This is a genomic window from Capnocytophaga canimorsus, from assembly GCF_002302565.1.
Classification (GTDB): domain Bacteria; phylum Bacteroidota; class Bacteroidia; order Flavobacteriales; family Flavobacteriaceae; genus Capnocytophaga; species Capnocytophaga canimorsus.
On the sequence record NZ_CP022382.1, the window covers coordinates 401,424 to 425,785 of the forward strand.

At 35.3% G+C, this 24,362-nt stretch carries 20 protein-coding genes; 3 read left to right on the forward strand and 17 right to left on the reverse strand.

Translation table 11 applies throughout. From position 1 onward, the window contains the following. Positions 1-27 precede the first annotated feature (27 nt). The 9 genes from CGC47_RS01850 to CGC47_RS01890 form a co-directional block, all read right to left on the reverse strand. A complete protein-coding gene (locus CGC47_RS01850; protein ID WP_041985562.1) occupies positions 28-792 on the reverse strand; it encodes a tetratricopeptide repeat protein in 765 nt (254 codons plus the stop codon). Positions 793-797: 5 nt separating this feature from the next. Further along, positions 798-2,579, reverse strand: a complete 1,782-nt coding sequence (locus CGC47_RS01855) for a BatD family protein (protein ID WP_232779675.1) — start codon at positions 2,577-2,579, stop codon at positions 798-800. Positions 2,580-2,648: 69 nt separating this feature from the next. After that, a complete protein-coding gene (locus CGC47_RS01860) occupies positions 2,649-3,629 on the reverse strand; it encodes a tetratricopeptide repeat protein (RefSeq protein ID WP_041998676.1) in 981 nt (326 codons plus the stop codon). 23 nt (positions 3,630-3,652) lie between these two features. Then, complete coding sequence (locus CGC47_RS01865; protein WP_041998679.1) at positions 3,653-4,690, reverse strand: VWA domain-containing protein; 1,038 nt, start codon at positions 4,688-4,690, stop codon at positions 3,653-3,655. A 22-nt stretch (positions 4,691-4,712) separates the two neighbouring features. Then, a complete protein-coding gene (locus CGC47_RS01870) occupies positions 4,713-5,378 on the reverse strand; it encodes a DUF2461 domain-containing protein (protein ID WP_041998682.1) in 666 nt (221 codons plus the stop codon). A gap of 17 nt (positions 5,379-5,395) precedes the next feature. After that, positions 5,396-6,397, reverse strand: a complete 1,002-nt coding sequence (locus CGC47_RS01875; RefSeq protein WP_041998685.1) for a vWA domain-containing protein — start codon at positions 6,395-6,397, stop codon at positions 5,396-5,398. A gap of 2 nt (positions 6,398-6,399) precedes the next feature. Further along, the gene (locus CGC47_RS01880) at positions 6,400-8,037 is read right to left on the reverse strand and encodes a BatD family protein (protein ID WP_232779676.1); all 1,638 of its coding nucleotides are present in this window, start codon (positions 8,035-8,037) and stop codon (positions 6,400-6,402) included. A 32-nt stretch (positions 8,038-8,069) separates the two neighbouring features. Then, positions 8,070-8,936 (reverse strand): DUF58 domain-containing protein, encoded by an 867-nt coding sequence (locus tag CGC47_RS01885; RefSeq protein WP_095899912.1) that lies wholly within the window; start codon positions 8,934-8,936, stop codon positions 8,070-8,072. A 133-nt stretch (positions 8,937-9,069) separates the two neighbouring features. Then, the gene (locus tag CGC47_RS01890; RefSeq protein ID WP_041998693.1) at positions 9,070-10,086 is read right to left on the reverse strand and encodes an AAA family ATPase; all 1,017 of its coding nucleotides are present in this window, start codon (positions 10,084-10,086) and stop codon (positions 9,070-9,072) included. A 225-nt stretch (positions 10,087-10,311) separates the two neighbouring features. Between CGC47_RS01890 and CGC47_RS01895 the strand changes: the two genes are divergently transcribed. Next, positions 10,312-11,283 (forward strand): polyprenyl synthetase family protein, encoded by a 972-nt coding sequence (locus CGC47_RS01895; protein WP_095899913.1) that lies wholly within the window; start codon positions 10,312-10,314, stop codon positions 11,281-11,283. A 74-nt stretch (positions 11,284-11,357) separates the two neighbouring features. Here CGC47_RS01895 and CGC47_RS01900 read toward each other — a convergent pair whose 3' ends face one another. Further along, complete coding sequence (locus tag CGC47_RS01900; protein WP_013997312.1) at positions 11,358-12,737, reverse strand: tetratricopeptide repeat protein; 1,380 nt, start codon at positions 12,735-12,737, stop codon at positions 11,358-11,360. Positions 12,738-12,949: 212 nt separating this feature from the next. Here CGC47_RS01900 and CGC47_RS01905 point away from each other — a divergent pair, with 212 nt between their 5' ends. Continuing rightward, positions 12,950-14,395 (forward strand): SLC13 family permease, encoded by a 1,446-nt coding sequence (locus CGC47_RS01905; RefSeq protein WP_041998696.1) that lies wholly within the window; start codon positions 12,950-12,952, stop codon positions 14,393-14,395. A gap of 115 nt (positions 14,396-14,510) precedes the next feature. Next, the gene (locus CGC47_RS01910) at positions 14,511-16,733 is read left to right on the forward strand and encodes an NADP-dependent isocitrate dehydrogenase (RefSeq protein WP_041998698.1); all 2,223 of its coding nucleotides are present in this window, start codon (positions 14,511-14,513) and stop codon (positions 16,731-16,733) included. Between the two features lie 69 nt (positions 16,734-16,802). On the opposite strand, the gene CGC47_RS01915 is transcribed toward CGC47_RS01910, so the two are convergent. The 7 genes from CGC47_RS01915 to CGC47_RS01945 all read right to left on the reverse strand — a co-directional run bounded on the left by CGC47_RS01915 (position 16,803) and on the right by CGC47_RS01945 (position 24,313). Further along, positions 16,803-17,627, reverse strand: a complete 825-nt coding sequence (locus CGC47_RS01915; protein ID WP_041998701.1) for an ABC transporter permease — start codon at positions 17,625-17,627, stop codon at positions 16,803-16,805. Between the two features lie 3 nt (positions 17,628-17,630). Continuing rightward, entirely contained in the window at positions 17,631-18,527 is an 897-nt protein-coding gene (locus tag CGC47_RS01920) for an ABC transporter ATP-binding protein (RefSeq protein WP_095899914.1), read from the reverse strand. Between the two features lie 209 nt (positions 18,528-18,736). Then, positions 18,737-19,876, reverse strand: a complete 1,140-nt coding sequence (gene alr, locus CGC47_RS01925; protein WP_041998916.1) for an alanine racemase — start codon at positions 19,874-19,876, stop codon at positions 18,737-18,739. Between the two features lie 59 nt (positions 19,877-19,935). After that, positions 19,936-21,276, reverse strand: coding sequence for an alpha-L-fucosidase (locus CGC47_RS01930; protein WP_232779677.1), 1,341 nt, complete (start codon positions 21,274-21,276; stop codon positions 19,936-19,938). Between the two features lie 33 nt (positions 21,277-21,309). After that, a complete protein-coding gene (locus tag CGC47_RS01935; RefSeq protein ID WP_041984436.1) occupies positions 21,310-21,687 on the reverse strand; it encodes a rhodanese-like domain-containing protein in 378 nt (125 codons plus the stop codon). A gap of 18 nt (positions 21,688-21,705) precedes the next feature. Further along, positions 21,706-22,278: a non-canonical purine NTP diphosphatase gene (locus CGC47_RS01940; protein ID WP_095899916.1), complete on the reverse strand. Its 573-nt coding sequence runs from the start codon at positions 22,276-22,278 to the stop codon at positions 21,706-21,708. 82 nt (positions 22,279-22,360) lie between these two features. Beyond that, entirely contained in the window at positions 22,361-24,313 is a 1,953-nt protein-coding gene (locus tag CGC47_RS01945; protein ID WP_041998913.1) for a DUF349 domain-containing protein, read from the reverse strand. Positions 24,314-24,362 lie beyond the last annotated feature (49 nt).

Genomic DNA, 24,362 nt, shown 5'->3' on the forward strand with positions numbered 1-24,362 from the left:
AATCAAGTACTGTTTTTTTTTTTGATGTTATAAAACCCGTAAAGTAGTCTGCCTTGCCCACCCTATTTTTCCATCAGCAAGGCGTATTTTTACCCAATCATTCAAATAATCAATTACTTCGACCTTTGTGCCTTCGTGTAATGAAAACATCTCAGCTCCGTAAGCATTGGGCTCTGCAAAAACTGGAGTAGCCTTATCAAACATAATAGCATATCGCTGACTTTCAATACTTTTTTTATGAAAATCAGCAATAAAATACGTACCTATGCTTCCTATCAAAGCCAAAAGCATCAAGGTGAAAAAAATACGTTTAAATATAGTTTTCTGTGAAAAATAATACAACAAAAAGCTCATTACAAACACAAAAACACCTAAAATAGGTAAAATCGACCAAACTTGAAGCGAAAATATAGAAATAAAACGATCTGATACGCCTCTGAGCCAAGTTTTGGGTAGAGGTGTTATAGCATCAACCGTCATTTGTTGGGCAAAAACGATATTATTTTGAGCATCCTCATTATCAGGATTTAACTTCAATGCTTTTTCGTAATAATAAATACTTTCAGCCACGTTATTCAACTTATAATGTGCATTGGCTAAATTATAATACAAAGCTGACGACTCTTGTCCCAAATCCAAAATACCTTGATATTGGTCTATCGCTTTTTGATATTGGGCTGCATTGTAGCTTTCAGTGGCTTGTTTAAACAATTCCTCAGGGGTCTGAGCCAATACCCATTGCCCCCATAAAACCATTAAAAACACTATGATAATATATCGATTTGTCCTCATAACTATTACTTTTTAATCTGTTTATCCAAGGTAGATAAAGTCTGAACTGATTTTTGGTAATCGTTTTCCATAGAAACGGCATCAAAAGGAGAATATCGAGCCATTTCACAATTTTTCAGTAATTGTAAAAATTCGGTTATAGTTGCTTGACTTACCCCTCGTAAGGATAGCAATTCCGAAATTTTTTCTTTGCTAAGTTCAGAAGTTTCTAATTTTAGCTTGGCTTTTAAATAATTGTGTAAAGCACGTTCTAGTGCTTCATAAAAAGCATTCTTTTCACCCAGTTTTCGTTTGGCTTCTCCTAAATACTTTTTAGCTAAACGGTTGGCCAATTTAACTTTGTTTCCTTCTAAATCAGCATCTTTAGACTGTTTTATTTTCCAAAATAATAAAACTATCGGAATTATTAAAAGCGGTAAAAATAACCACAAATAATAATTGCGAGAACCAAAGAAATACGATTGATTTTTAGGATGTAACCCAGAATTTAATTGTATAAATCGGAATTCGTTTCCTTGTGTGGCAACCGCTTGTTTGTTTACAGTGCTTTCAGTAGTATTTCCGTTATAGTTAGCTCCCTCAACAACATCTATTAACAGCTCTTCTGACTTTATAGTCTCATATGTTTGTGTTTGCGGATTAAAATAAGAAAAAGAAACGGCAGGAATAGGGTATTTCCCTTTATACTGCGGAACTACGGTATAATTCTGATGAATATGTCCCCTCATTCCAGAGGTTAAAACATTGATATTGTCACTTTTCTCAGGGTCATATACCTCCAAAGCAGAAGGAAAACTAACTTTCGGAATATCAAATAGTTTAAAATTTCCGCTTCCCGCTATTTCTACTTTTACTTGTAGTGCTTCGGTTGCTTTAAGAGTTGTTTTAGAAGCATTTACGGCGAAGGAAAAATTACCTACTGCTCCCGTAAAATCAGCAGGTTTACCATTTTCAGGCAATGGTTTTACTTGTATGTTTTTCTTGCCTGAGGTTACTCGTTTTTGTACTTGAGTAACTATGGCATCTCCCCAAAAATCACGCTGACCTGTGGGTACAACCACTCCCAAATCCAAGACTATAGGCTCTAAAGTTAGAGTTCCTGCTTTTTGAGGGTATAGAACTACCTTTTTTACAACAACACATTTGTATTTTTTCCCTTGATATTCACATTCTTCATATTCATATCGCTGTTGTTGTGAAATTTCTTGACTCCAAAAATCAGGGAATTTAGGACTTTCAATAGGGTTAAGCCCCGAAATACCTATCTGATTTCCAACATATAATTTATAGGTAACTGTGAGAGCTTCATTCAGATAAGGATTCGTTTTAGAAACTTCTGTGGTCAGAAACAGATTATCATCTACCACATCTTCAGGAGTTTTGTTTATTGATGGATTTTTAACCGCATCGGTTACTGTAATTGCTACTGTATTGGATTTGTATATTTTACCTTTTATTTCAATGGAAGCTGAACCAATAGTAAACTTTCCTTTGGCAGTAGGCTCCAACACATATTCGAAAGTTTTAGAGAAAGTACGTTTGCCATTTATCCAAACATTACTCACCGAAATTTTTTCGCGCATCACTACTTTAAAACCTTCAAAACCAGGAGGCGTAAAATGATCTCCATCTTCATTTGCTGAAAATTCAATACGCAAACGCTCATTGATTCCTAAACGGTCTTTACTTACTCTTGCCGTGAACTCCACTTGTGCTTGAAGAGCTGGCAACGACAGAAATAAAAAAAAGAAAGATAGTAGATATGTATTTATAAACGTTTTGAACATTATAATTTGATTTTAAAACAATTGCAAAGTTAATCCTTTTAACGTTAAAAAAATAATAATTTATTTCTTTTACCAGTCTTTATCTGATTTGATAGGTCGTCCCTTAACTTTTTTAGCATTTACCTTTTCTTGTACTTTTCGTTCTTCTTGATTCATTGCTTCAAGAATTCGTTCTATTTGCTTGGGGGAAAGCGTAGAAGAACGTTTTCTTCCGTCTTGCTCCTGATAGTCTTCTTGGTTTTCTTCCCCATCTTGTTTAGGGTCTTTTCCTTGTTCTCCTTGTTGTTTATCGTTATCTCCCTGCTGATTTTCAGAATCTCTTTTATCTTTATCCTTTTGGTCTTTATTTTTATCAGATTCAGGATTGTTTTTATCTTGTTGATTATCTTTATTTTGATTATCTTTATTTTGATTATCTTTATTTTGATTATCTTTATTTTGATTATCTTTATTTTGATTATCTTTATCTTGGTTATCTTTATTTTGATTATCTTTATCTTGGTTATCTTTATTATTTTCTTTATTATTTTCTTTATTATTTTCTTTGTTATCTTCCTTTTTATCCTCTTTTTTATCTTGATTTTGTGGAGGATTTTTTTTGAGCATTTCTTTAGCAACGGCTAAATTATATCGGGTTTGTTCGTCATTGGGGTTATTTCGCAAAGCTTCTTTATACGCCTCAACAGCCTGATCGTAAGCTTTTTGTTGCATAAAAAGATTTCCTAAATTATGAAAAGCACTTTGCTTTTCAGTATAGCTAGCCTGTGGCGAAGTACTGGCTTGTTTATATCGAGAAAAAGCCTCTGCGTAACTTTTTTCGTGATAATGGGTATTGCCTAAATTGAATTGAGCCGTAGCATTGTCTTTATTTTCGGAAATTGCCTTACGATACGCAGTTTCAGCTTCTATCGGCTGATTTTTTTCAAAAGCTTCATTGCCCTGATGCGTGTATTTTTTTGAAAGCGATTCTGCTTTTTCAATTTCTTTTGGAGTTTGTGCCTGTGTCCATAGCGGAACGATACACATCAAAATAAATAGTATTTTTTTCATTTTTTATATCTTTTTGGTGAAAACTACTCACTTTTCTCATTAAACAAATTTATCTTTTTCACCCAAGCCGTTTTTCTTTCAAAAAGAAGTAAATCAATGAGTAATATAACGATAACGGCAAATAAAAACCACTGAAATTGGTCGGCATAGTCCACATACTGCTGAGTTTCAAATTCTGATTTTTCAATACCGTCAAGCAAACTGACAATTTCTTCAACAGCCTTACTGGTATTATCACCATCAATATAGCTTCCGTTAGCATTACGTGCTATTTCGGAAAGTAAACCTGAATTGAGCTTGGTGATGACTACCTCTCCGTTCTTATCTCGTTTATACGAAATATTCCCACCATTATCAATTGGAATAGTACTTCCTTTTTCAGTGCCTACGCCTATGCTGTAAATACGTATGCCTTGATTGGCAGCTTCATAGGCGATTTCAGAAGCTCCCATTTCGTGGTCTTCCCCATCGGAAATAAGTATCAAAATACGTGCCGTAGGGTTAGCATCTGAAAAATAACTACTTGCCATTTGTATAGCTTCTTGTATAGCGGTACCTTGTGATGATAACATATCTGTATTGAGGCTTTGTAAAAACATACGTGCCGCTGAATAATCAGTAGTTAAAGGCAATTGCGGATAAGCACTCGCAGCGTAAGCTACAATGCCAACACGATCGCCTTTTAACTGATTTAACGTTTCAGAAACCAGTCGCTTAGCTTTTTCTAACCGATTAGGCGATACATCTTGCGCTAACATACTTTTGGAAACATCTATAGCGAAAACAACATCCACTCCTTCACGTTTTACAGTTTCCATTTTTGTACCTATTTTAGGATTGGAAAGTGCAATACCTAAAAGAAATAAAATCAGCGAAAGTAATCCAAATTTAAGCCAAGGTTTAAAGGTAGAACAATTTGGTGCCAGTCTTTTAAAAAGCCTCTCATTGGTAAACTGACGTTGCTTTTTGTTTTTAATAATTCGGAAAATGACAAAAAACAGTGCCAAAGGTAAAATGGTTAGGCAAAACAACAAATATATTTTTTCTTCTATATGTATCATCTTCTTTTAAAGTTAATTCGCATCAGTAAATAATAGGTGTTCCATTCAAATCCGTGGTCAATACCTCGCTCATATAATCAAAAAATGGGCGCATTGCCAAAAAGGTGGCTATTACTTCTTTCTGAAAATCCATTGAGCATACCTCATCATCAGTAAATGAGCGTTTTACTACATATTGCTTCTTTTTAATCAAAGCTATAGCAGGATGATTTTTATCAAATCCCTTTGGAGCTGTTTTTACGCCATCTTCCCCTTGTAGTTCTCCAAAATACTTTTTAAAAGTAGAATCTTCTGTAATTGCTTTAATGGAGGTTTCATCAATTTCAAATTCTTTACGAATACGATGTAAATCAGCAGGTTCAGGCGCCCAAAATCCGCCACCAACAAACGATTTTTCGGGCTCAAGATGTAGGTAATATCCGCCCCTAAGTAAAGGTTTCGTTCTGGAAAATGCTACACCAAAATTATTTTTATAGGGCGTTTTGTCTTTTGAAAAACGAACGTCTTTATAAATTCTGAAAATATGAATACGCTCCAAGCTATCGTGATGTTGCATTTGCTGATATAACGCCTCAAAAAAACGTTTATTACTTTTAGCAACAGACTCATATTGAGCTTTATGCTGTAAAAACCAATCGCGATTATTATTTTTCGCTAATTGTTTTAAAAATTCCAAAGTCGTCTTCATAATTTTTTAAAAAACAATTACATATAACTTCTAAATACGGTATGACGCAGTAAAAAATCAGCAAGAAGCAACACAGCACCGAGCAAAGCCCAAAATCGGAATTTCTCTTCCACGTGGGTGTATTTGAATTCTTCTATTTCAGTGGTTTCCAATTTATTGATTTCCTCATAAATCTGTTCTAATTTTTTTTCGTCGGTAGCCCTAAAATACGTTCCGCCAGTAATTTGGGCAATTTTACGCATCAATTTTTCATCAATTTGTACGGGAGTGTTCTGATAAACGAAAGTACCATCAGCGTTTATAGCTACGGGCGACAATGCCATACCATTAGTCCCGATACCAATAGTATAAACCTTAATACCGTATTCAGCGGCGAGTTCAGCAGCGGTTTGTGGGTCAATAAAACCGCTATTGTTTACTCCGTCGGTAAGTAAAATAATTACACGGCTTTTGGCTTTGCTTTCTTTGAGCCGATTTACTGCCGTAGCAAGTCCCATTCCTATGGCAGTTCCGTCTTCTACTTGACCATAAGTGATTTCATTTAGTGCTTTTAAGATAATTGATTTATCAGTAGTAACTGGAATTTTAGTATAGCTTTCCCCTGAATATACCACCAAACCAATACGGTCAGACGTTCGATTTTTAATAAAGGTAGCTGCTACCTTTTTGAGTGACTCTAATCGATTGGGCTTCAAATCTTTTGCTAACATACTAGAAGAAACGTCCATCGCCATAACAATATCAATACCATCGGTTATTTTTACTTTTGCCGAATCGGAACGGGTTTGCGGACGAGCCAAAGCCACGATAAACGCCACCAGTGCCAACATTTTAAGTAAAAAAGGGAAATGTTGCAAGTAGGTAGTAAATCTTTTTCTCTCAGAAAACCAAACCATTGAAGAGATAACAAGCGTAGGTTTTGATTTCTTATTCCAAAAGCCATACCAAACCACTGCTAAAGGAACCAGTAGTAAGAACCAAAAAAATATCGGATTTGCAAAAACGACCTCTTTAAACATAATCAATCTCTTTTAAAATCAATAGAATATACTACTTTTTGAGCAATTTCACGTGCACTTTTATCACTTTCTTTATAGGTAATGAGTAATTGTTGAAGCGCTCCGTTTTCTGTAAAGCTATACAACTCATACGAAGCTGTAAAGGGATTACCTCGACGATCTTTAATGGTCATTTTGCCAAATAATTTTAAGCCCTTTACGCCCTGTGTCGTAGTATATTCTTCAGAAAGAGTAGTTATATTTTGTCCACCTGCCCTTTCAAGTTGTGAAAGTACTATATTATTGACCTTTTCGGGGTTTAATGTGGTTTGCTCCTGACCTTGTGCATCAGAGCGAAAAACAATCACCGAAGTCATTATATATAAATTGCTATTGATTGCCCCAAAATCGAAGACGTGTTGTTGTGATATCATTTGCTCAAAACCACTAATTTGGTACATTTTCTGACGTTTAAGCACCTCAGGGGTAGTGATTTGCGTTTGCGGATACCCATAAGCGCTAGTTACCCATCTACCTTTGAGCAATTGGGTAGTTTGGTCAGATAAAAGTGTGTCTTTGAATGAATTATAGCCCAAGTAAGTTGCAGTTCCACCCAAAACAAGCAAAGAAAAAAGCCCAATAGCCCAACGTAACATACGTTTTTGGCGTTGTCTTTTCTGCAATTCCATTTCTTTCAAAAATTCCTGATTTTGCAGTTTTTCTTCCAAAGTAGGCTCAGGTATAGCGGCTTTGGTCTTTTTAACGACATCTTCAATGACCACACGATGATCTTCAGCCGTACTGTCATCAGGTTTATTTTTAGCAAATTTCACCAAATCAGCAGTTTGTAAAACGCTACGTAAATTGGTTATTGTTTCGGAAGAAAGGGATAGTTTTCCGCTCTCTTGCAATAATTCTATTTTACCTAAAAGCTCATCAGTGGTACTTTCTTTTGCCAAAATACGCACCTCATCTTCCAAATATTCACGAACAATATCGGTCAATTCCGAATAATATTCTTTATGTTTAGATTCTATAAGATATTTGGAATTTTGTAGATTTTTGAGTCCTAAAATGGCTTTTTCAAAAGGTGGTAAAGGTGTCTTTTTAAACCAAAATCCTCTTTTTTTCTTCCGAAGTAGTACCAACAATATCGAAATTAAAAGTACAGCTAACCAGCCAAATACAAAAAAAAGGAACTGATAAGGGAAGCTGCTCGATTTTTCAACTCCCATAATGGGCTTGATGTCGTATAAGGGTTGTTTTAACGTGTCTACAGGGATATTTCTGACTTGAACCCAAAGCGAATCCGTGTAGTACGATTTGGAATTCACCTCAATTTTTTGACGAGGAATCGTATAACTTCCTGAATCGAATTGGGTAAGGAAATACGTTTTCGTCAGTCGTATTTTTTCTTGCTGAAGCAAGGTATCCACCGCCGAGGCTCGTACCATTTCCAGCGGAATAAAGGTCTGCCCCTGAGGAAACACCACATTACCTTCGGTTTGGTTTGCCTCTACCGATATTTTAAACTCAATTTGCTCCCCTATTTTAATTTCTGTAGGATTTACCTCTACCTTTATTTGAGGATTTTGAGTATACCCCAACTGAATCCAAAGAAGCAAAAACAAAAGTATATTTATTTTTTTACTTGTTGTCATAAAACTCTGTTCGTTTTTTATCCATCGAAAAACTACCCTCTTCGTTTGAAATATGCTAATAATTTCTGAGTATAACTCTCATCGGTACGGCAATGAATAATACCTCCACCCGATTTACGCATACTATTTTCAAAATATCTGACGTTTTCAATATAAAATTTCTCATAAAGGCTACGATTTGATCTTGACGCCGTATTTATATAAGCTAATTTTCCAGATTCGGCATCTTGTAGCATTACATACCCCAAATCAGGCAAGGTCATTTCGTGATAGTCATATACCCGAATGCCTGTAACATCGTGTTTTCTAGCGGCAATTTGCAATGATTTCTGATAGTTTTTATCCATAAAATCAGAAAGCATAAACACAATTGCTTTCTTTTTTATCACCTGATTGAGAAACTCAAAAGCCATACCAATGTTGGTTTTTTGGCTCTTGGGTTTGAACTCAATAAGCTCACGAATAATACGTAGAATATGTGATTTTCCTTTTTTGGGCGGAATGTAGAGTTCTGTTTGGTCAGAAAAAAGTAAAACTCCCGTTTTGTCATTATTCTGAAGTGCAGAGAAAGCCAATGTTGCAGCAATTTCGGTAATTATTTCGCTTTTAAATTGCTGAGAAGTTCCAAAAAGCTCACTTCCACTAACATCAACCATTAACATTAGGGTAAGTTCACGTTCTTCTTCAAACACTTTCACGAAAGTTTCATTATAACGAGCAGTTACATTCCAATCGATATTGCGAATATCATCACCATACTGATAGGGTCGTACTTCTGAAAAAGTCATTCCACGTCCTTTAAAAGTAGAATGATACTCTCCCCCAAATATATTATCGCTAAGCCGACGCGTTTTTATTTCTATTTTTCGTACTTTTTTTAATATCTCTTTGGTGTCCATTGCCAAAATAAATCTTTAAACCTTAAAGTTAGGTATAATATTCGTAAGATGTTATAAACAAAGCCAACTATTTTTTATACCTTAAATATTGACTTTGTTTACTAGTAAATTATGTGGAAAACAATTTGTTTAACTACGGAACTTCAACGGTATTGACAATTTTGTTAATGATTTCAACAGAAGTAATGTTTTCAGCTTCAGCTTCGTAGGTTATCCCAATTCGATGGCGTAACACATCATAAATTACCGCTCTTACATCTTCGGGAATTACATAACCACGACGTTTAATAAAGGCGTGACACTTGGAGGCCGTAGCTAAGTTAATACTACCACGAGGCGATGCTCCGAAATTGATAAGAGGTTTGAGGTCAGAAAGATTATATTTTTCAGGATAACGCGTAGCAAATATAATATCCAAAATGTATTTTTCGATTTTTTCATCCATATACACCTCACGAACCACTTGTTGCGCGTTTTGAATTTGCTGCAAGCTAACCACTTGATTTATTTGGGGTTGGTTACCCGAAAGATTATTACGCATAATAAACTGTTCTTCATCAAGTTTCGGATAATCAATAACCGTTTTTAACATAAAACGGTCAACCTGAGCCTCTGGAAGCGGATATGTACCTTCTTGTTCAACAGGATTTTGAGTAGCCATTACCATAAAAGGCTTATCAAGAGCAAAGGTACTATCCCCTATGGTTACTTGTTTTTCCTGCATCGCCTCTAGTAAGGCAGATTGCACCTTGGCTGGGGCTCGGTTTATCTCGTCTGCCAGTACGAAATTGGCAAAAATGGGTCCTTTCTTGATAGAAAATTCATTTTGTTTGATATTGTAGGTCATTGTACCGATAACATCAGCAGGAAGCAAATCGGGTGTAAACTGAATACGACTAAAACTTCCACTCACAGCTTTGGATAAGGTATTGATTGAAAGCGTTTTTGCAAGTCCAGGAACCCCTTCTAAAAGAATATGTCCTTGACCTAAAAGTCCTATAAGTAAAGCATCTACCATATGCTTCTGCCCTACAATGACTTTGTTCATCTCCCGAGAAAGAATATCAACAAAAACACTCTCACGTTCTATCTTTTCATTAATTTGGCTAATATTTACAGCTCCTTGACCATTAGTAGTATTAATTTCCATTATTCAAATAATTTTAATTGTAAATAACTTCAACAAATTTTGTTACATAAACCCCTGCAAGATATTAAAAATTTTGATTGGTAAACCTTAATGAAGCGTTAAATGAAAAGATTTTTATAGGCTAAACTAAAACTCATCTACCTATATCTCTAAAAAACAGCACATTTACAACAATTTTATAATATCATATTTTTTTGTACTTTAGCCCCAAAACCTATACAAAATATGTCAATCATTGAAAGTTATCGGGAAGCTTTCCTTAAACGTTTAGAAAATTTCCCAGAAAAACAAGAACCTGCCAATTTGTATGCTCCTATGCACTATATCCTGCAGTTGGGTGGGAAACGTATTCGTCCAATACTTACCCTTATGGGAGCTGATATTTTCGGAACGGATTATCAAAAAGCAATGTATGCGGCATTGGCAGTAGAAGTCTTTCATAATTTTTCTTTGGTTCACGATGATATTATGGACAAAGCCTCCTTAAGGCGAGGACAACAAACCATACACGAAAAATGGGACTTAAACACGGCTATTCTGTCTGGTGATGCAATGCTTATTATCGCCTATCAATTGTTTGAAAATTACGAACCTACCATTTTTAGAGAGCTTGCTCAAATTTTTAGCAAAACTGCCTTAGAGGTTTGTGAAGGACAACAACACGATATGGATTTTGAAACCCGTAACGATGTAAAACCACAAGAATACCTACTGATGATAAAATACAAAACCGCTGTTTTAGTAGGAGCTGCCCTACAAATGGGAGCTATTGTAGCGAAAACTTCAGAAGAAAACAAAAAACGAATCTATGATTTTGGTGTGTTGCTCGGTATGGCTTTTCAGCTACAAGACGATTATTTAGACACTTTCGGGGATAAAGACTTCGGTAAACGCATCGGTGGAGATATTCTAGAAAACAAAAAAACAATGCTAGTTCTAAAAGCTTTGGAAAATGCCAATGCCGAACAGCGCCAACAAATAATGCAATTATATACCTCCAAAAATACTGATGAAACTCACAAAATAGCCCTGGCTACAAAACTTTTTAAAGACACTCAAAGTGATGTTTTTCTGCGTGAAGAAATCAAAAAATACACTTTTGAGGCTTTTACTATACTTGAAAATTTAGACATTCCGCAAAGCAAAAAAGAACTACTCAAAAAGTTTGGTACTGATTTAATGAACCGAAAAATATAGCCAGATACCTTTATAAAGAGTAATAAAATTTTGAAAATTCTGTGTGTTTGATCTACTTAAATTTTATTGTACTATTATTGGAGCATCTCTCGTACAAATCTGGTTTTGAAGAAATCGGGGAATTTTTTATTGAAAAATGGCACCCACTCCCACCCTTTTTCTATGGCTTTGGAAAGGTGTTTTTGAGCTTGGAAAAAGTTGTTAATACCCCAATATGCCACTGCTAAACGGTACTCGAAAGTGATTTCGTTAGGAAAAAGATACTCCACATCAGAAATAATTTCAATAACTTGCCGATATTGCTTGTGCAACAACAACAAATCCAACCAATTTGATATGGTATCCAACGAGTAATCACCGAAAGCAACAGCCTTACCAAAGGCTTGTTCGGCTTTTTTAAGGTCATTAACTGCCAAATTGATTTCGGCATATCGCTTCCAATAAAACGGATTTTCTTCTTCAAGTTGCAATACTTTGTAAAGATATTTTAACGACTTGGCAAACTCACCTCTCAAATAATAAAACTCGGACAAATTCATCCACGACTTGCTAAGCTGAGGATCCTCTTGAACGGCTTTGAAATAATACTTCTCGGCACTTTCATCATCATTCATCTTTTCGTAACACTTCCCGATGTGTAAGAAAACTAGTGGCGAGGCATCATCCAAAGTAAGCGTAATTTTATAATTTTCAATAGCTTTTTGATACTCTCCGAACATTTCCAGCACTTTTGCTTTTTCAAAATAAGCTCCCGTAAAAGTATCATCACTAATGATAGCAAAGTCAAAACAACGCAATGCCTCTTGCAAATTCTCTTGATGGATGTACTGCTTACCCAAATAATACCAAGCTATTTCACAATACGGACTTTGATTCAAAAACTGATTCAAAAATGCTATACATTCTTGACTTTGCTCCAAAACGTCATAACAATAAATAAGTTGCTGAAGCGACATATAGTCCTGAGAATCTTCTTTTAAACAACGTATAAAACACGATTTTGCCTTGCTGTATTCCTCCATAAACAGATATTCCATAGCCATAAGCGAACAAATATCAGCTACATCATCAGTATATTTCATCGCTTGTTGAAGAAGCTCAATAGCTTTTTGATGATTTTTCAGTTTGGAATATAAATTAGCTTGTTGTACATAAACTTCTGAATTAGAAGGCTCTAATACAAATAATTGTTCTAAAATAACTGACGCTTCTTTCAATTGATCTTCAAAAATCAATATTTCTACTTGCAATAATTTCAGCGAAGTAGCCATAGGATGTTGTTGTAAACCAATACCTAAGGCGTGTTTGGCTTTATTCATCTTCCCTAAATCTAAGTAATGCCCTATGATTTCTTCAAACTCCTCAACTTCAAAGAAAAACACGTGATTTTTCTTAAGCATTGATTCAAAGCGCAATACCGCATAATTTTCTTCTTCCCCTGAAAATAATGACATCTTTTATGAAAAAACTTAATTTGTGAAAGCAAAGTAAATAAAACCTAGCTAAGTACGTAACTTTTTTTAAAAATATTTTTCAACAAATTCACCAACAGCCCTCTAAATTTTATAATTTAATCATTTAATTAGGATATAAAAATCTTTTTTTATCCGTAAACATTTTGTAAATTGCATTCCGATTTTTTTACCAACCTTAAAAACACAAAAATATGGCAGATTCAAGGCATTATTCGTTGCAAATTTTATCGCACATTCAAAAAATGGTTGATATTCAACAAAAAGTCATTTACTTTTTATTGAGTTTGATTGTCGCTTTTGGGCTGACATATCTATTGTACGAACCAGAATTAAATCGAGCGCAAATATACGTTTTGTTTTTACTTTTTTTAGCTATCGGTTTATGGATGACCGAAGCCATTCCTCCCTTTGCTACGGGACTCTTAGTCTTTGGTTTTCTGATTTTTGCTACCAACAGCTACTACTCGGAGTTAGACCCCGAAAACGCCAAAACGTATTATCAAGATTACGTCAATACGTGGTCAAATAGTGTAATTTGGCTAATGTTAGGAGGTTTTTTTATGGCTGACGCTATGCAAAAAACACATTTAGATCGTATCGTTTTTAAAATGTCTATCTCGAAATTCGGTACGGCTCCCGAAAAAATCTTACTAGGGCTGATGCTTACTACCGCTGTTTTTTCGATGATAATGTCAAATACGGCAACCACAGCAATGATGGTAGCCTCTGTAGCCCCCTTTTTAAAAACGCTTCCCAAAGAATCCGATTTAAGTAAAGGAATTTTAATCGGGATTGCTGCAGCAGCTTCTATTGGTGGTATGGGGACGCTTATTGGTTCGCCCCCAAATGCCATTGCCGTAGATGCTCTTGCCGACGAAGGTATCGGATTTTTGGAATGGATGTATGTAGGAATGCCCGTTTCTATCATTCTCACCTTTGTTACTTGGTATTTTTTGAAAAGGAAATACGTTAAAACCAACACTCCTATTGAAGTTCAGTTAGAAGAAACCCCAACTGAAGAAGAAAAGAAGGAAGACCCTCGTATTTTGAAAATGAAGAAAAATGTAGTGCTTTCGGTGCTTTGTGTAACCTTAATACTATGGCTTACCGAAAAGTTACACAACATCCCTGCTTCCATCATATCTTTAATTCCGATTATGTTACTAACTATGTTAGGGGTGGTCAAAGGAAATGATGTACGTCGCCTACCCTGGGATACCCTTATGTTAGTTGCAGGAGGTTTAGCTTTAGGAATGGCAATCAAAGAAACTGGATTAGCCCAACATTACGTAGATAAGCTACAACAAATACATCTAAATTTTTATGTTTTGGTGTTTTTCTTTGCCCTATTAACGGTATTACTCTCTAACGTAATGAGTAACACGGCAACGGCTACTATTTTGATTCCTATTGCCATTATTTTAACCTATCAAAATCCTGTAGTACTCCCTATTGTGATTGGGTTAAGCGCCTCAACGGCTTTATTTTTGCCTATTTCAACACCTCCGAATGCCATTGCATACAGTACCGGATTTTTGCAACAAAAGGATTTCCGCTATGCCGGACTTATCGTAGGGTTATTAGGTCCAATTTTAATTTGTGCCCTAACGATGCTCGTTTTTATGGTAATTTTATAAAAACGAACAAGTTTAACAATACAAGAAAATGATTTCATATTTTTTGATATTTTTTCAAGAGTATTAAATCATTTTCATACTTTTGTGCTTTATCAAATAAAATAACATACAAAATATGTCAAAAAAAGCAACTATTATTTATACGAAAACAGACGAAGCTCCTTTTTTAGCAACACATTCTTTATTGCCTATCGTTAAGCGTTTTACAAAATCTTCTGGCATTGATTTTCAGTTGAAAGATATTTCACTTGCAGGGCGTATTTTAGCAAACTTCCCTGATTTTCTGAAAAAAGAACAACAAGTGGAAGATGCCTTAACCGAGCTGGGAAAATTGGCAACTGAACCCGAAGCAAATATCATCAAACTTCCTAATATTAGTGCTTCTGTTCCTCAATTGGTTGCAGCTATAAAAGAATTACAATCAAAAGGTTATGACCTTCCCAACTATCCTGAAGAACCCAAAACAGAAGCCGAAAAGCTCATCAAAGCTCGTTACGACAAAATTAAAGGAAGTGCCGTAAACCCCGTGCTTCGAGAGGGAAATTCAGACCGAAGAGCCCCAAAAGCTGTAAAAAATTATGCTAAAAAACATCCGCATAGTATGGGAGCTTGGTCAAAAGATTCACTGACAAAAGTAGCAACAATGTCCGAAGGCGATTTCTATCATAGTGAAAAATCCGTTACGATGGAAAAGCCTGATAATGTTAAAATTGAATTAACGACAACTTCGGGCGAAAAAATCGTTTTAAAAGAAAAAACCACTTTGCAAGAAGGCGAAATCATTGATGCTGCAGTAATGCGTAAAAAAGCACTACTTGCATTTTTGAAAGAACAAGTACAACTGGCTAAAAATGAAGGCATTTTGTTTTCACTGCATATGAAAGCCACAATGATGAAAGTTTCTGACCCAATTATTTTCGGACATGCAGTACGTACTTTCTTTACCGATGTTTTTGAAAAACACGCTGATACATTCAAAAAAATAGGAGTTGATGCCAATAACGGATTTGGTGATGTGATTGCTAAAATTGCAAATTTAGAAGCTTCTGAAAAAGAAAAAATAGAAAAAGATATTCAAATTGCATTGGAAAATGCTCCTGATTTGGCAATGGTAAATTCCGACAAAGGAATTACTAACTTACACGTTCCCAGTGATGTAATCATTGATGCTTCAATGCCTGCAATGATTCGCAATTCAGGAAAAATGTGGAATGCAAAAGGAGAAACACAAGACACTTTGGCTGTAATTCCCGATAGTAGTTATGCGGGTATTTACAAAGAAGTCATCGCTTTTTGTAAAGAAAACGGAGCTTTTGACCCTACCACAATGGGAACGGTTCCAAACGTTGGTTTGATGGCTCAAAAAGCAGAAGAATATGGTTCGCACGACAAAACTTTCGAAATTTCACAAAATGGTGTGGTAAATGTTATTGGCGAAGACGGAACTATATATCTATCACAAAATGTGGAAATTGGAGATATTTGGCGTATGTGTCAAGTAAAAGATGCTCCTGTTCAAGATTGGGTTAAATTAGCTGTTTCAAGAGCAAAAGCCACACAAACACCTGCTATTTTTTGGTTAGATGAAAAACGTGCCCACGATGCCGAACTCATTAAAAAAGTAACAAAATATTTAGCTAATCACGACACAAACGGACTGGAAATCAAGATTCTTTCACCAGAAGAAGCTACTCTTTTTACACTAAAACGTTTGGTTAAGGGCGAAGACACCATTTCAGTTACAGGAAATGTTCTGCGTGACTACTTGACTGATTTGTTCCCTATTCTGGAACTCGGAACAAGTGCCAAAATGCTATCTATTGTACCTTTGATGAATGGAGGAGGATTGTTTGAAACAGGTGCTGGTGGTTCTGCTCCAAAACACGTGGAACAATTCTTGGAAGAAAATTATTTGCGTTGGGATTCACTTGGAGAGTTTTTGGCTTTAGAAGTTTCGCTGGAACATTTGGCAAACACATTCAATAACCCGAAAGCACTTATTTTAGCAAATACGCTGGGAGAAGCTACCGAAAAAGTTTTGGAAAACAACAAATCTCCACAACGAAAATTAGGACAATTGGACAATCGTGGAAGTCACTTTTACTTAGCACTTTACTGGGCAGAAGCCTTAGCCTCACAAGTTAAAGATACCGACTTAGCAAAAGAATTCGCTCCAATTGCTAAACAACTGAAAGACAACAAAGAACGCATCGTTACAGAACTTGCCGAAGTTCAAGGGAAAAGCATCAGCATAGAAGGTTACTATTCGCCTGACGAACAAAAAACATATGCTGCAATGCAACCAAGCAGTACTTTTAGCAAAATAATGGAATACTAATCCTTTCAATCTTTATGAAAAAAATGGCTGTCATACGACAGCCATTTTTTTCATTATTTACATCATCTTTTACAAATCGCGACGTTTTATCAGATAGTAAGATAAGGTTACAAAAATTACCGTCCAGCCCATTACTGTAACTGCATCTTGTAACTGCAAAGTATAATCTTTATCAAAACCTTGAGCGACTTGCTCCACTGCCGTTTTAATAGCTGATAATCGGGTAAAAGGCTCTTTTAAAAGGTTACTAATCGCTTGTAATGGAAAAAAGTCAACCAAAAACTTAAGAGATTCCAATTTGTAGTTTAGTATTGCTGAAAATATAGATTCTCCAATAAACCAAATCACTAAAAAACCCAAAGCAAAAGCTGATTTTCGAGTCAAAACAGCAAAGAAAAGACAAATACTGAAAAATCCGACTAAGTTCAAAAAGTAAGCTATCAAATATTCCATATCGGAAAAAATAATACCTATTTCATCATAAACCGAATAAATTCCTCCTAAAATAAGCGAGATTACAAAAACAACAAGTGTTGATATTGTAGCAAAAAGCAAAATAGTCAGAAACTTAGAAAGAATAAATTCTCTCTTACTTAATCCATCTATCAAGTTCTGTTTGAGCGTTTTATTACTATATTCACTGGCAATCATCGAGACAATAATGATAGCCAAAAATAGTTTGAAATGTATAGCGATGTAAGTATTAAAGTGCCAAATGAATGGAAAATTAAAAATGCCTTGATCGGCAAGTAAAAAATCAATACTGCCTATTTTTATGCGTATGGCTGAAATTAACGACAAAAAAGTGAGCAAAATGAAATAAGTAATAATCAAAATACGGCTACTTTTGCTATTCCAGAGTTTTATGAGTTCTATTTGTAATAAACGTAACATAATTTATTTTTTTTCAGTGAGTTGTAAAAATTGTTCTTCTAAACTTTCTTTGCGCTGAATCAACATTGAGAGGACAATCCCTTCTTCAAAAAGCAATCGATTGAGCTGGGTGGGTTCAATCGTTTTTTTAGCAAAGGCCTTAACTACTCCGTTTTCAAGATAAACTTTCTCAAAATTTGCATTTTTTTGTAAGGTTTCAATCAAAAGTTGATTGTCAGTTGCGGCTAATTCAAAAAATCCGTGATTATTGGTAATGGCATCGGTTGGCCCGTTGTAAAGCATTTTTCCACTGCGCAGTACGATAACGTGCGAACATACTTTTTCCACTTCATCAAGTAGGTGTGATGCCAGTAAAACGGTTACACCTTGTTGGGCAATATGTTTTATCAGAGCCCTAATTTGATGTATTCCTTGAGGGTCTAATCCGTTAGTGGGTTCGTCTAAAATCAAAATTTCAGGGTCATTGAGTAGTGCCGAAGCAATAGCAAGACGTTGTTTCATTCCTAAAGAAAACGCTCTAAATTTTCGATTTTTAAATTCGGACAAGCCTACCAAAGCCAATTTCTCTTCAATTTTATCGGTAGAAGCTTCCTTTATTTTACACACCAACTTTAAATTCTGATAAGCACTCATATACGGATAAAAATTCGGACGCTCAATAATAGCACCTACATGTTTGAGCGCCTGATGATTAGAATATCTACCACCAAACCAATGGTAATTTCCTGAAGTTTTATTTACCACACCGAGTACCATACCCAAAGTAGTTGATTTTCCGCTTCCGTTAGGACCTAACAAACCGTAAACTTTTCCTTTTTCGATTCGAAAAGAAACCCCATCGACAGCCCTAAATGCTCCAAAATCTTTTGTAAGTTTATCTATTTCTAAAATTGTTTGCATAATAAATGATTTATATCCATTACTATTGACGATTACTAAATAAAAATGTTACATTTCGCGACTACAAATAACGCATTTTTTTAGAAAATAAATTTCTCTCTTTTTCCTTTGGGTTACCCCAAAGGAAAAAGAGAGAAAAACGATCCCCAAAAATTGCACTTACTAATGGAGTTTAAGATGGTTTTATAGAAGAGCAAAATGGAAAAGCATCATTCCACATACACGCGTTTTATCCTTCTTGAAAGCGATGTAATTAGCTCATAAGAAATAGTTTGTGCTGTTTCTGCAAGAATTTCAGCCGTATGTTTTTCATCAAAAATAATTACTTCATCGCCCTCTTTACAATCAATTTCTGTAATATCAACCATTAACATATCCATACAAACATTCCCTACAATGGATGCTTTTTTACCATTAATATACACAAAACCAATACCTTTTCCGTAAATTCTGTTTAATCCATCAGCGTGACCCACTGAAATAGTCGCCGTTCGAGTAGGAGCATCTGCTTGAAAGCCAAAATTATACCCCACATATCCTCCTTTGGGAATATCGTGAATCTGAGAAATCAAACTCTTTAAAATCGTTATCGGACGAAAATTAGACTGATATTCAGCATCATTCCCAAAACCATACATTCCAATTCCACTACGAACCATATCAAAATGCGCTTGAGGATAGTTCAAAATTCCAGAAGTATTACAATTATGAAACAATACTTTATAGGAAAAATATTTTTCGATAACTTTCTGACAATCTATAAATTGACGAATTTGCTCTTGCATACAATCTTCAGCATTTTTATCTTCTGAGGCAAACAAGTGCGAATATGCTGTCCTTACCCTAATTTGCTTTTTGTTGGATAAAATTTGACAGACATTTTCAATTTGCTGAGGAAGAAATCCTAAACGATTCATTCCTGTATTACACTTAATATGAACTGGATAACTATCTAAATTGTTATCCATAGCAAAGCTAAGAAACATATCCAAAGTTCGATATGAATACAAAGTAGGTTCCAACTCATACGTTACAATTTCCTGAAAATGTGCTACTTGCGGATGAAGCACCAAAATAGGTTTTGTCACTCCAGATTTACGTAATTCAACCCCTTCTGAGGCATAAGCTACAGCAAAGTAGTCTGCTAAATCTTTTTTTTCTAAATACTTGGCTATTTCACAATGATTATTTCCGTACGAAAAAGCCTTCACCACCGCCATAAACAGCGTATTTTCTTTCAATTTACTTTTCAGAAACTTCACATTGTGCTGCAAATTATCCAAACGGATTTCTAAAGTAGTTTCTTGTACCGATGTATGTTCGTTTTGGGCTTCTTTCTCTATATTCATATACTAATTATTGTACTTACAATCTTTTTTCTCCTATGTGCCTACTGATTTTTCACTTTTTATTTGGCTGGAAGCTCTTTTTCAAAGGTGAGTTCCAATACATAATCGGGAGATTCAGGTATTTTTGGGAATTTTAGCAAGATTCCATCATTATCTTGGGTAAATTTAATCGATTTTTTGCCGTTATACTCAACAGCTTTGATAAGTTTATTACCCGAATAAGGCAAAAACAAGGCTTTGTCAGTCAAATCCAGCACGTGAACGTAAAGTGTTTTTCCTTTCTGAGTAGTTACACCCCAATGGCTGGGAGCTACCACACCTCCTCTTGTACCTTGAATGGTTGGTGCGTATGTTTTCATCCATTCGCCCATTTCTTTTAAGCGTTGAACAGCAACAGCAGGTATGTTTCCGTTAGGTTCTGGACCTACATTCATCAATAAATTCGCATTTTTTCCTGCCGCCTTAACCAGATACTGAATCAAAGTTTTAGTGGACTTATAATTCTGGTCGATGATTTTATATCCCCACATTCCGTTCATTGTTTCACAGGTTTCTAACGGCAAACGACTGATGTCTTGTCCTGATAATCCAGCTTTGTTCTCACCAGGAAGGTCTCGTTCAAATATCTGGATATCTTCTCCAGCAAACGGTGTGATGTGATGGTTATTCCCGATGAGACAAGCAGGTTGTAATTTATGTATCAACGTATATTGCTCGTCAAGGTTCCACGTTTTGGCAGTCATTCCGTCTGGATAGATGTCTTTGTCCCACATTCCGTCAAACCAAATGGCACCTATCTTTCCATAATTCGTCAGAAGTTCAGTAAGTTGATTGTTCATAAAGGCGTGATAATCTTCCCAGTTGCCTTGTTTGGTTCTTCCTGTGCCTTTGCCAGTACGCCCAAGCGGATAATAGTCCTCCCGACGCCAATCCAAATGCGAATAATACAAATGCAGACGTATTCCCTGTTTTTGGCACTCTTGAGCAATCTCCTTGATGATATCGCGTTTGAAAGGTGTGGCTTTCACAATGTTATAATCACAATGTTTGGTATCAAACATCGAAAATCCATCGTGATGGCGTGTAGTTATCGTAATATATTTCGCCCCTGAAGCCTTAATGGCTGCAACCCATTCGGCTGCGTTGAATTTTGAAGGATAAAATCCGGCAGCTAACTTTTCATACTCTTGCCAATGCAAGTTTTTGTTGTGCATAACCCATTCTCCATCGGCAAGCATACTATAAATCCCCCAGTGAACAAAAATTCCGAACTTATCATCTTGAAACGCTTCTCTTGCTTTCAAATTCTCTGCCGATGGTTTGTAATTTGGTTGTGCCAAAATCGGATAAAACCCATAGAAAAATAATCCTACAACGATAAAAAAATATCTCATTCTCATAATAAAATAACCTTTATAAAGTAATTGAATCATTTATTTTTCCGAATTCTGAAGGTTTCTTTTTTGTTCCCAACGCAAAAAACCTCCTTCCAAATTATAGATGTTTTTAAAACCTAATTTCTCCAACTTTTGAGCCGCTTGTAAACTGCGTTTGCCACTACGACAATACAAATAAACAGGCTGATTTTTATCAAATTGTTCCATTTTTTGCTCAAAATAATTATCTTTTACATCTATATTTATTGCCTGAGACAGATGCCCTTGAGAAAACTCTTTAGCTGTGCGTACATCTATCAGTATATTGCCCGATTTATGCTCATAATCCTCTATAGGAATGTGAGTTGTATTCTGAGCTGATGTGCAAGAAACAAAGGATACTACAATTAAAAGTAAATAAGATAAAATTTTCATAGTTATGTATTTAAAAATTTATTTTGATAAAAATTCAAGCAATTTTTGAAAAGCCTTCCCTCTATGACTGATTCTATTTTTCTCTTCAGCAGATATTTGAGCAAAAGTTTTCTCCATTGTATGAGCTTTGAAAATAGGATCATACCCAAAACCTTCATTTCCAATAGGTTTTTCGGTAATGGTTCCTTTGACAATTCCCTCGAAAGTATGCAATTTGCCCGACAAATAAAGTGCAATAACCGTTCTAAAACGTGCCTCTCTATACGGATTTCCTTCCAAATTTTTAAGTAGTAAGGCTATATTATCAGTATCATTTTTATTTTCGCCAGCATAACGTGCCGAAAAGACACCTGGCTTATTATCTAATGCCGTTACCTCAAGCCCTGTATCATCAGCAAAAACATTAAAACCGTATTTTTCGTAAACGTATTTTGCTTTAAGCACAGCATTTCCCTCAATGGTTGAGGCATTTTCTTCTATTTCGGTATCACAGCCTATATCGGTCAAACTCAATAACTGAATTCCTTGGGGAATCAAGGCTTGTATTTCTCTTAATTTATTAGGATTATGTGTAGCAAAAACAAGTTTCATAAAAGTCAAATTATCAACTAAAAAACAAAAGGCAGGGTTACCTCAAAGCAAACCCTACCTCCTATCGAAATATCAATCAATTTTATGTATTTTCTTCTTCGGAAGACGCTACATCGGAAACTTGTTGAGCTTGTAAATTTCTTAATTCTCGCAACTTAGCTTCCCACGTTTTTAGAGTTTCTTTATGATTTTCGATGTTTTTGATAACCTCACGTACCAGCGGATTTTTCTCATCAACGTTACTGAAAAACTGCAAATTATTTTCCAATTGAAGCACCTCTGCCTTAGCTTCTTCTATTTTTCTTCTGACAAAAATCAATTCGTGATTTAATGAATCTTCATCATCTTGGCAAACCAAACGCTCTAATTTATTATTGTACTTTATAAGCTCAATTTCTTGCTTATCAAAGTTCAATTTCTTATATAACGTATCGGTAATCTTGCCAAATTTAAGGTCGAGATTACGCTTTCCGTGAGGCGATTTCCCTAAGCTATTCCACTGATCAGTAAGCGCTTGTAAAGCCTCAACATCTTTATCTCTATCACCAGAAAGTTTAAAATCTTTTAAAGAATCAAGCATTGCCTTTTTCTTTTCCAATGTTTCTTCTCCAAATTTATTTTGTTCCTTACGAGCTTGATGCATACGATCAAAATAATGATTACACGCCTGTAGAAACTCAGTCCAAATTTTATCAGAGACCTTTTGCGGAACGTGTCCTATGGTTCGCCATTCTTCTTGAATTTTTTTCATCACTGGAGTAATGGCTTCCCAGTCAGAACTATCCATATTGGCTTTAGCGATTTCAATGAGTTTTAGTTTTTTATCTAAATTCTCTTGTTGTTCTTGCTTTAAATTCTTGTAAAAGCCATTTTTCTTTCTATTAAACTCTCTAGTAACCTGCTTAAAATCAAGCCAAATTTGATTTGAAACTCGAGAAGGTGTTTTACCAATGGCGAAAAATTCTTTACGAAGAGTATCTATCTTTTTAATATTTCTCTGCCATTGATTATGTGAATCGGTACTTTGAGCTAAGATTTCTTTGATTTTAGCTATTATTTCATTTTTTGCTATTGCATTTTCTTCGTGGATTTTGTCGAGATTTTCGAAATAATGTTGCCTTTTCTCGTGTATGGTTTTAGTGGCTTCACTGAAACGATGCCAAATCTCTTCACGATACTCACGAGCCACTGGTCCGATATCTTCTTTCCAAATTTTATGTAGAATTTGTAACTCACGGAATGCTTTTTGAGGGTAAGAAACTTTGGCTAAAGCTTCGGCTTTCTGCACGATTTTTAGCTTTTCTTCCAAATTATGCTTAAAATCCATATCACGCAAGTCACGATTTAAGTCAACAAAATCATAGAATTTTTCCACGTGATGATGATAGTTTTGCCACAAGTCATTATAATTAGCACGAGGTACAGGACCTGCTTTAAACCACTGCTCCTGCAACTGTTTGAAATGCTTAAAGGTTGTGTTTATATCTTCCTCTACGTTAATCAATCCTTTTATTTCGCTAATGATATCTTGCCTTTGAGCCAAATTTGCTTGTAAAACCTGCTCTAACTCTTTTTGATATTTATCCTTTTTCTGGCGGTACTCATCATAAAGTTCATAGAATACTCCACGGATAGGCAAAACATACTTAAAGTCAAGTTCATTTCCTCCTTCTGCAAGAAATTCCTCTTTTTTCTCCTCTAATACCTCTTTATACTTTTTGTCGAACTCATAGCGGATAGCCTCTACGTGCTTTTTAATGGCCTGTATTTTTTCGTTTCGAAGCAAGTGTTTTAACTCACGTACCAAACCATCTAAATCCATTGCCTCATAATCACGCATAGGTATTTCGTGACGCTTTTTATGATCTAAATCTTCAGCTTCTTCAGCATTTTCTTGGTTGATTTCATTAAGTATGGCATCGGTGGCTTGTTTTTGAACTTCACTTCCCGATGGTTCTCCTTGATTTAAAACGCTATTCTGAAGTTTTTCTTTTCCGTCTGCTTCTTGCAGGTTATCCTTTTTTTGTTCTGACATTGTTGTGATAGCTTAAAGTTCTAAAAATAATAGAAATCGTGTTTGAAAT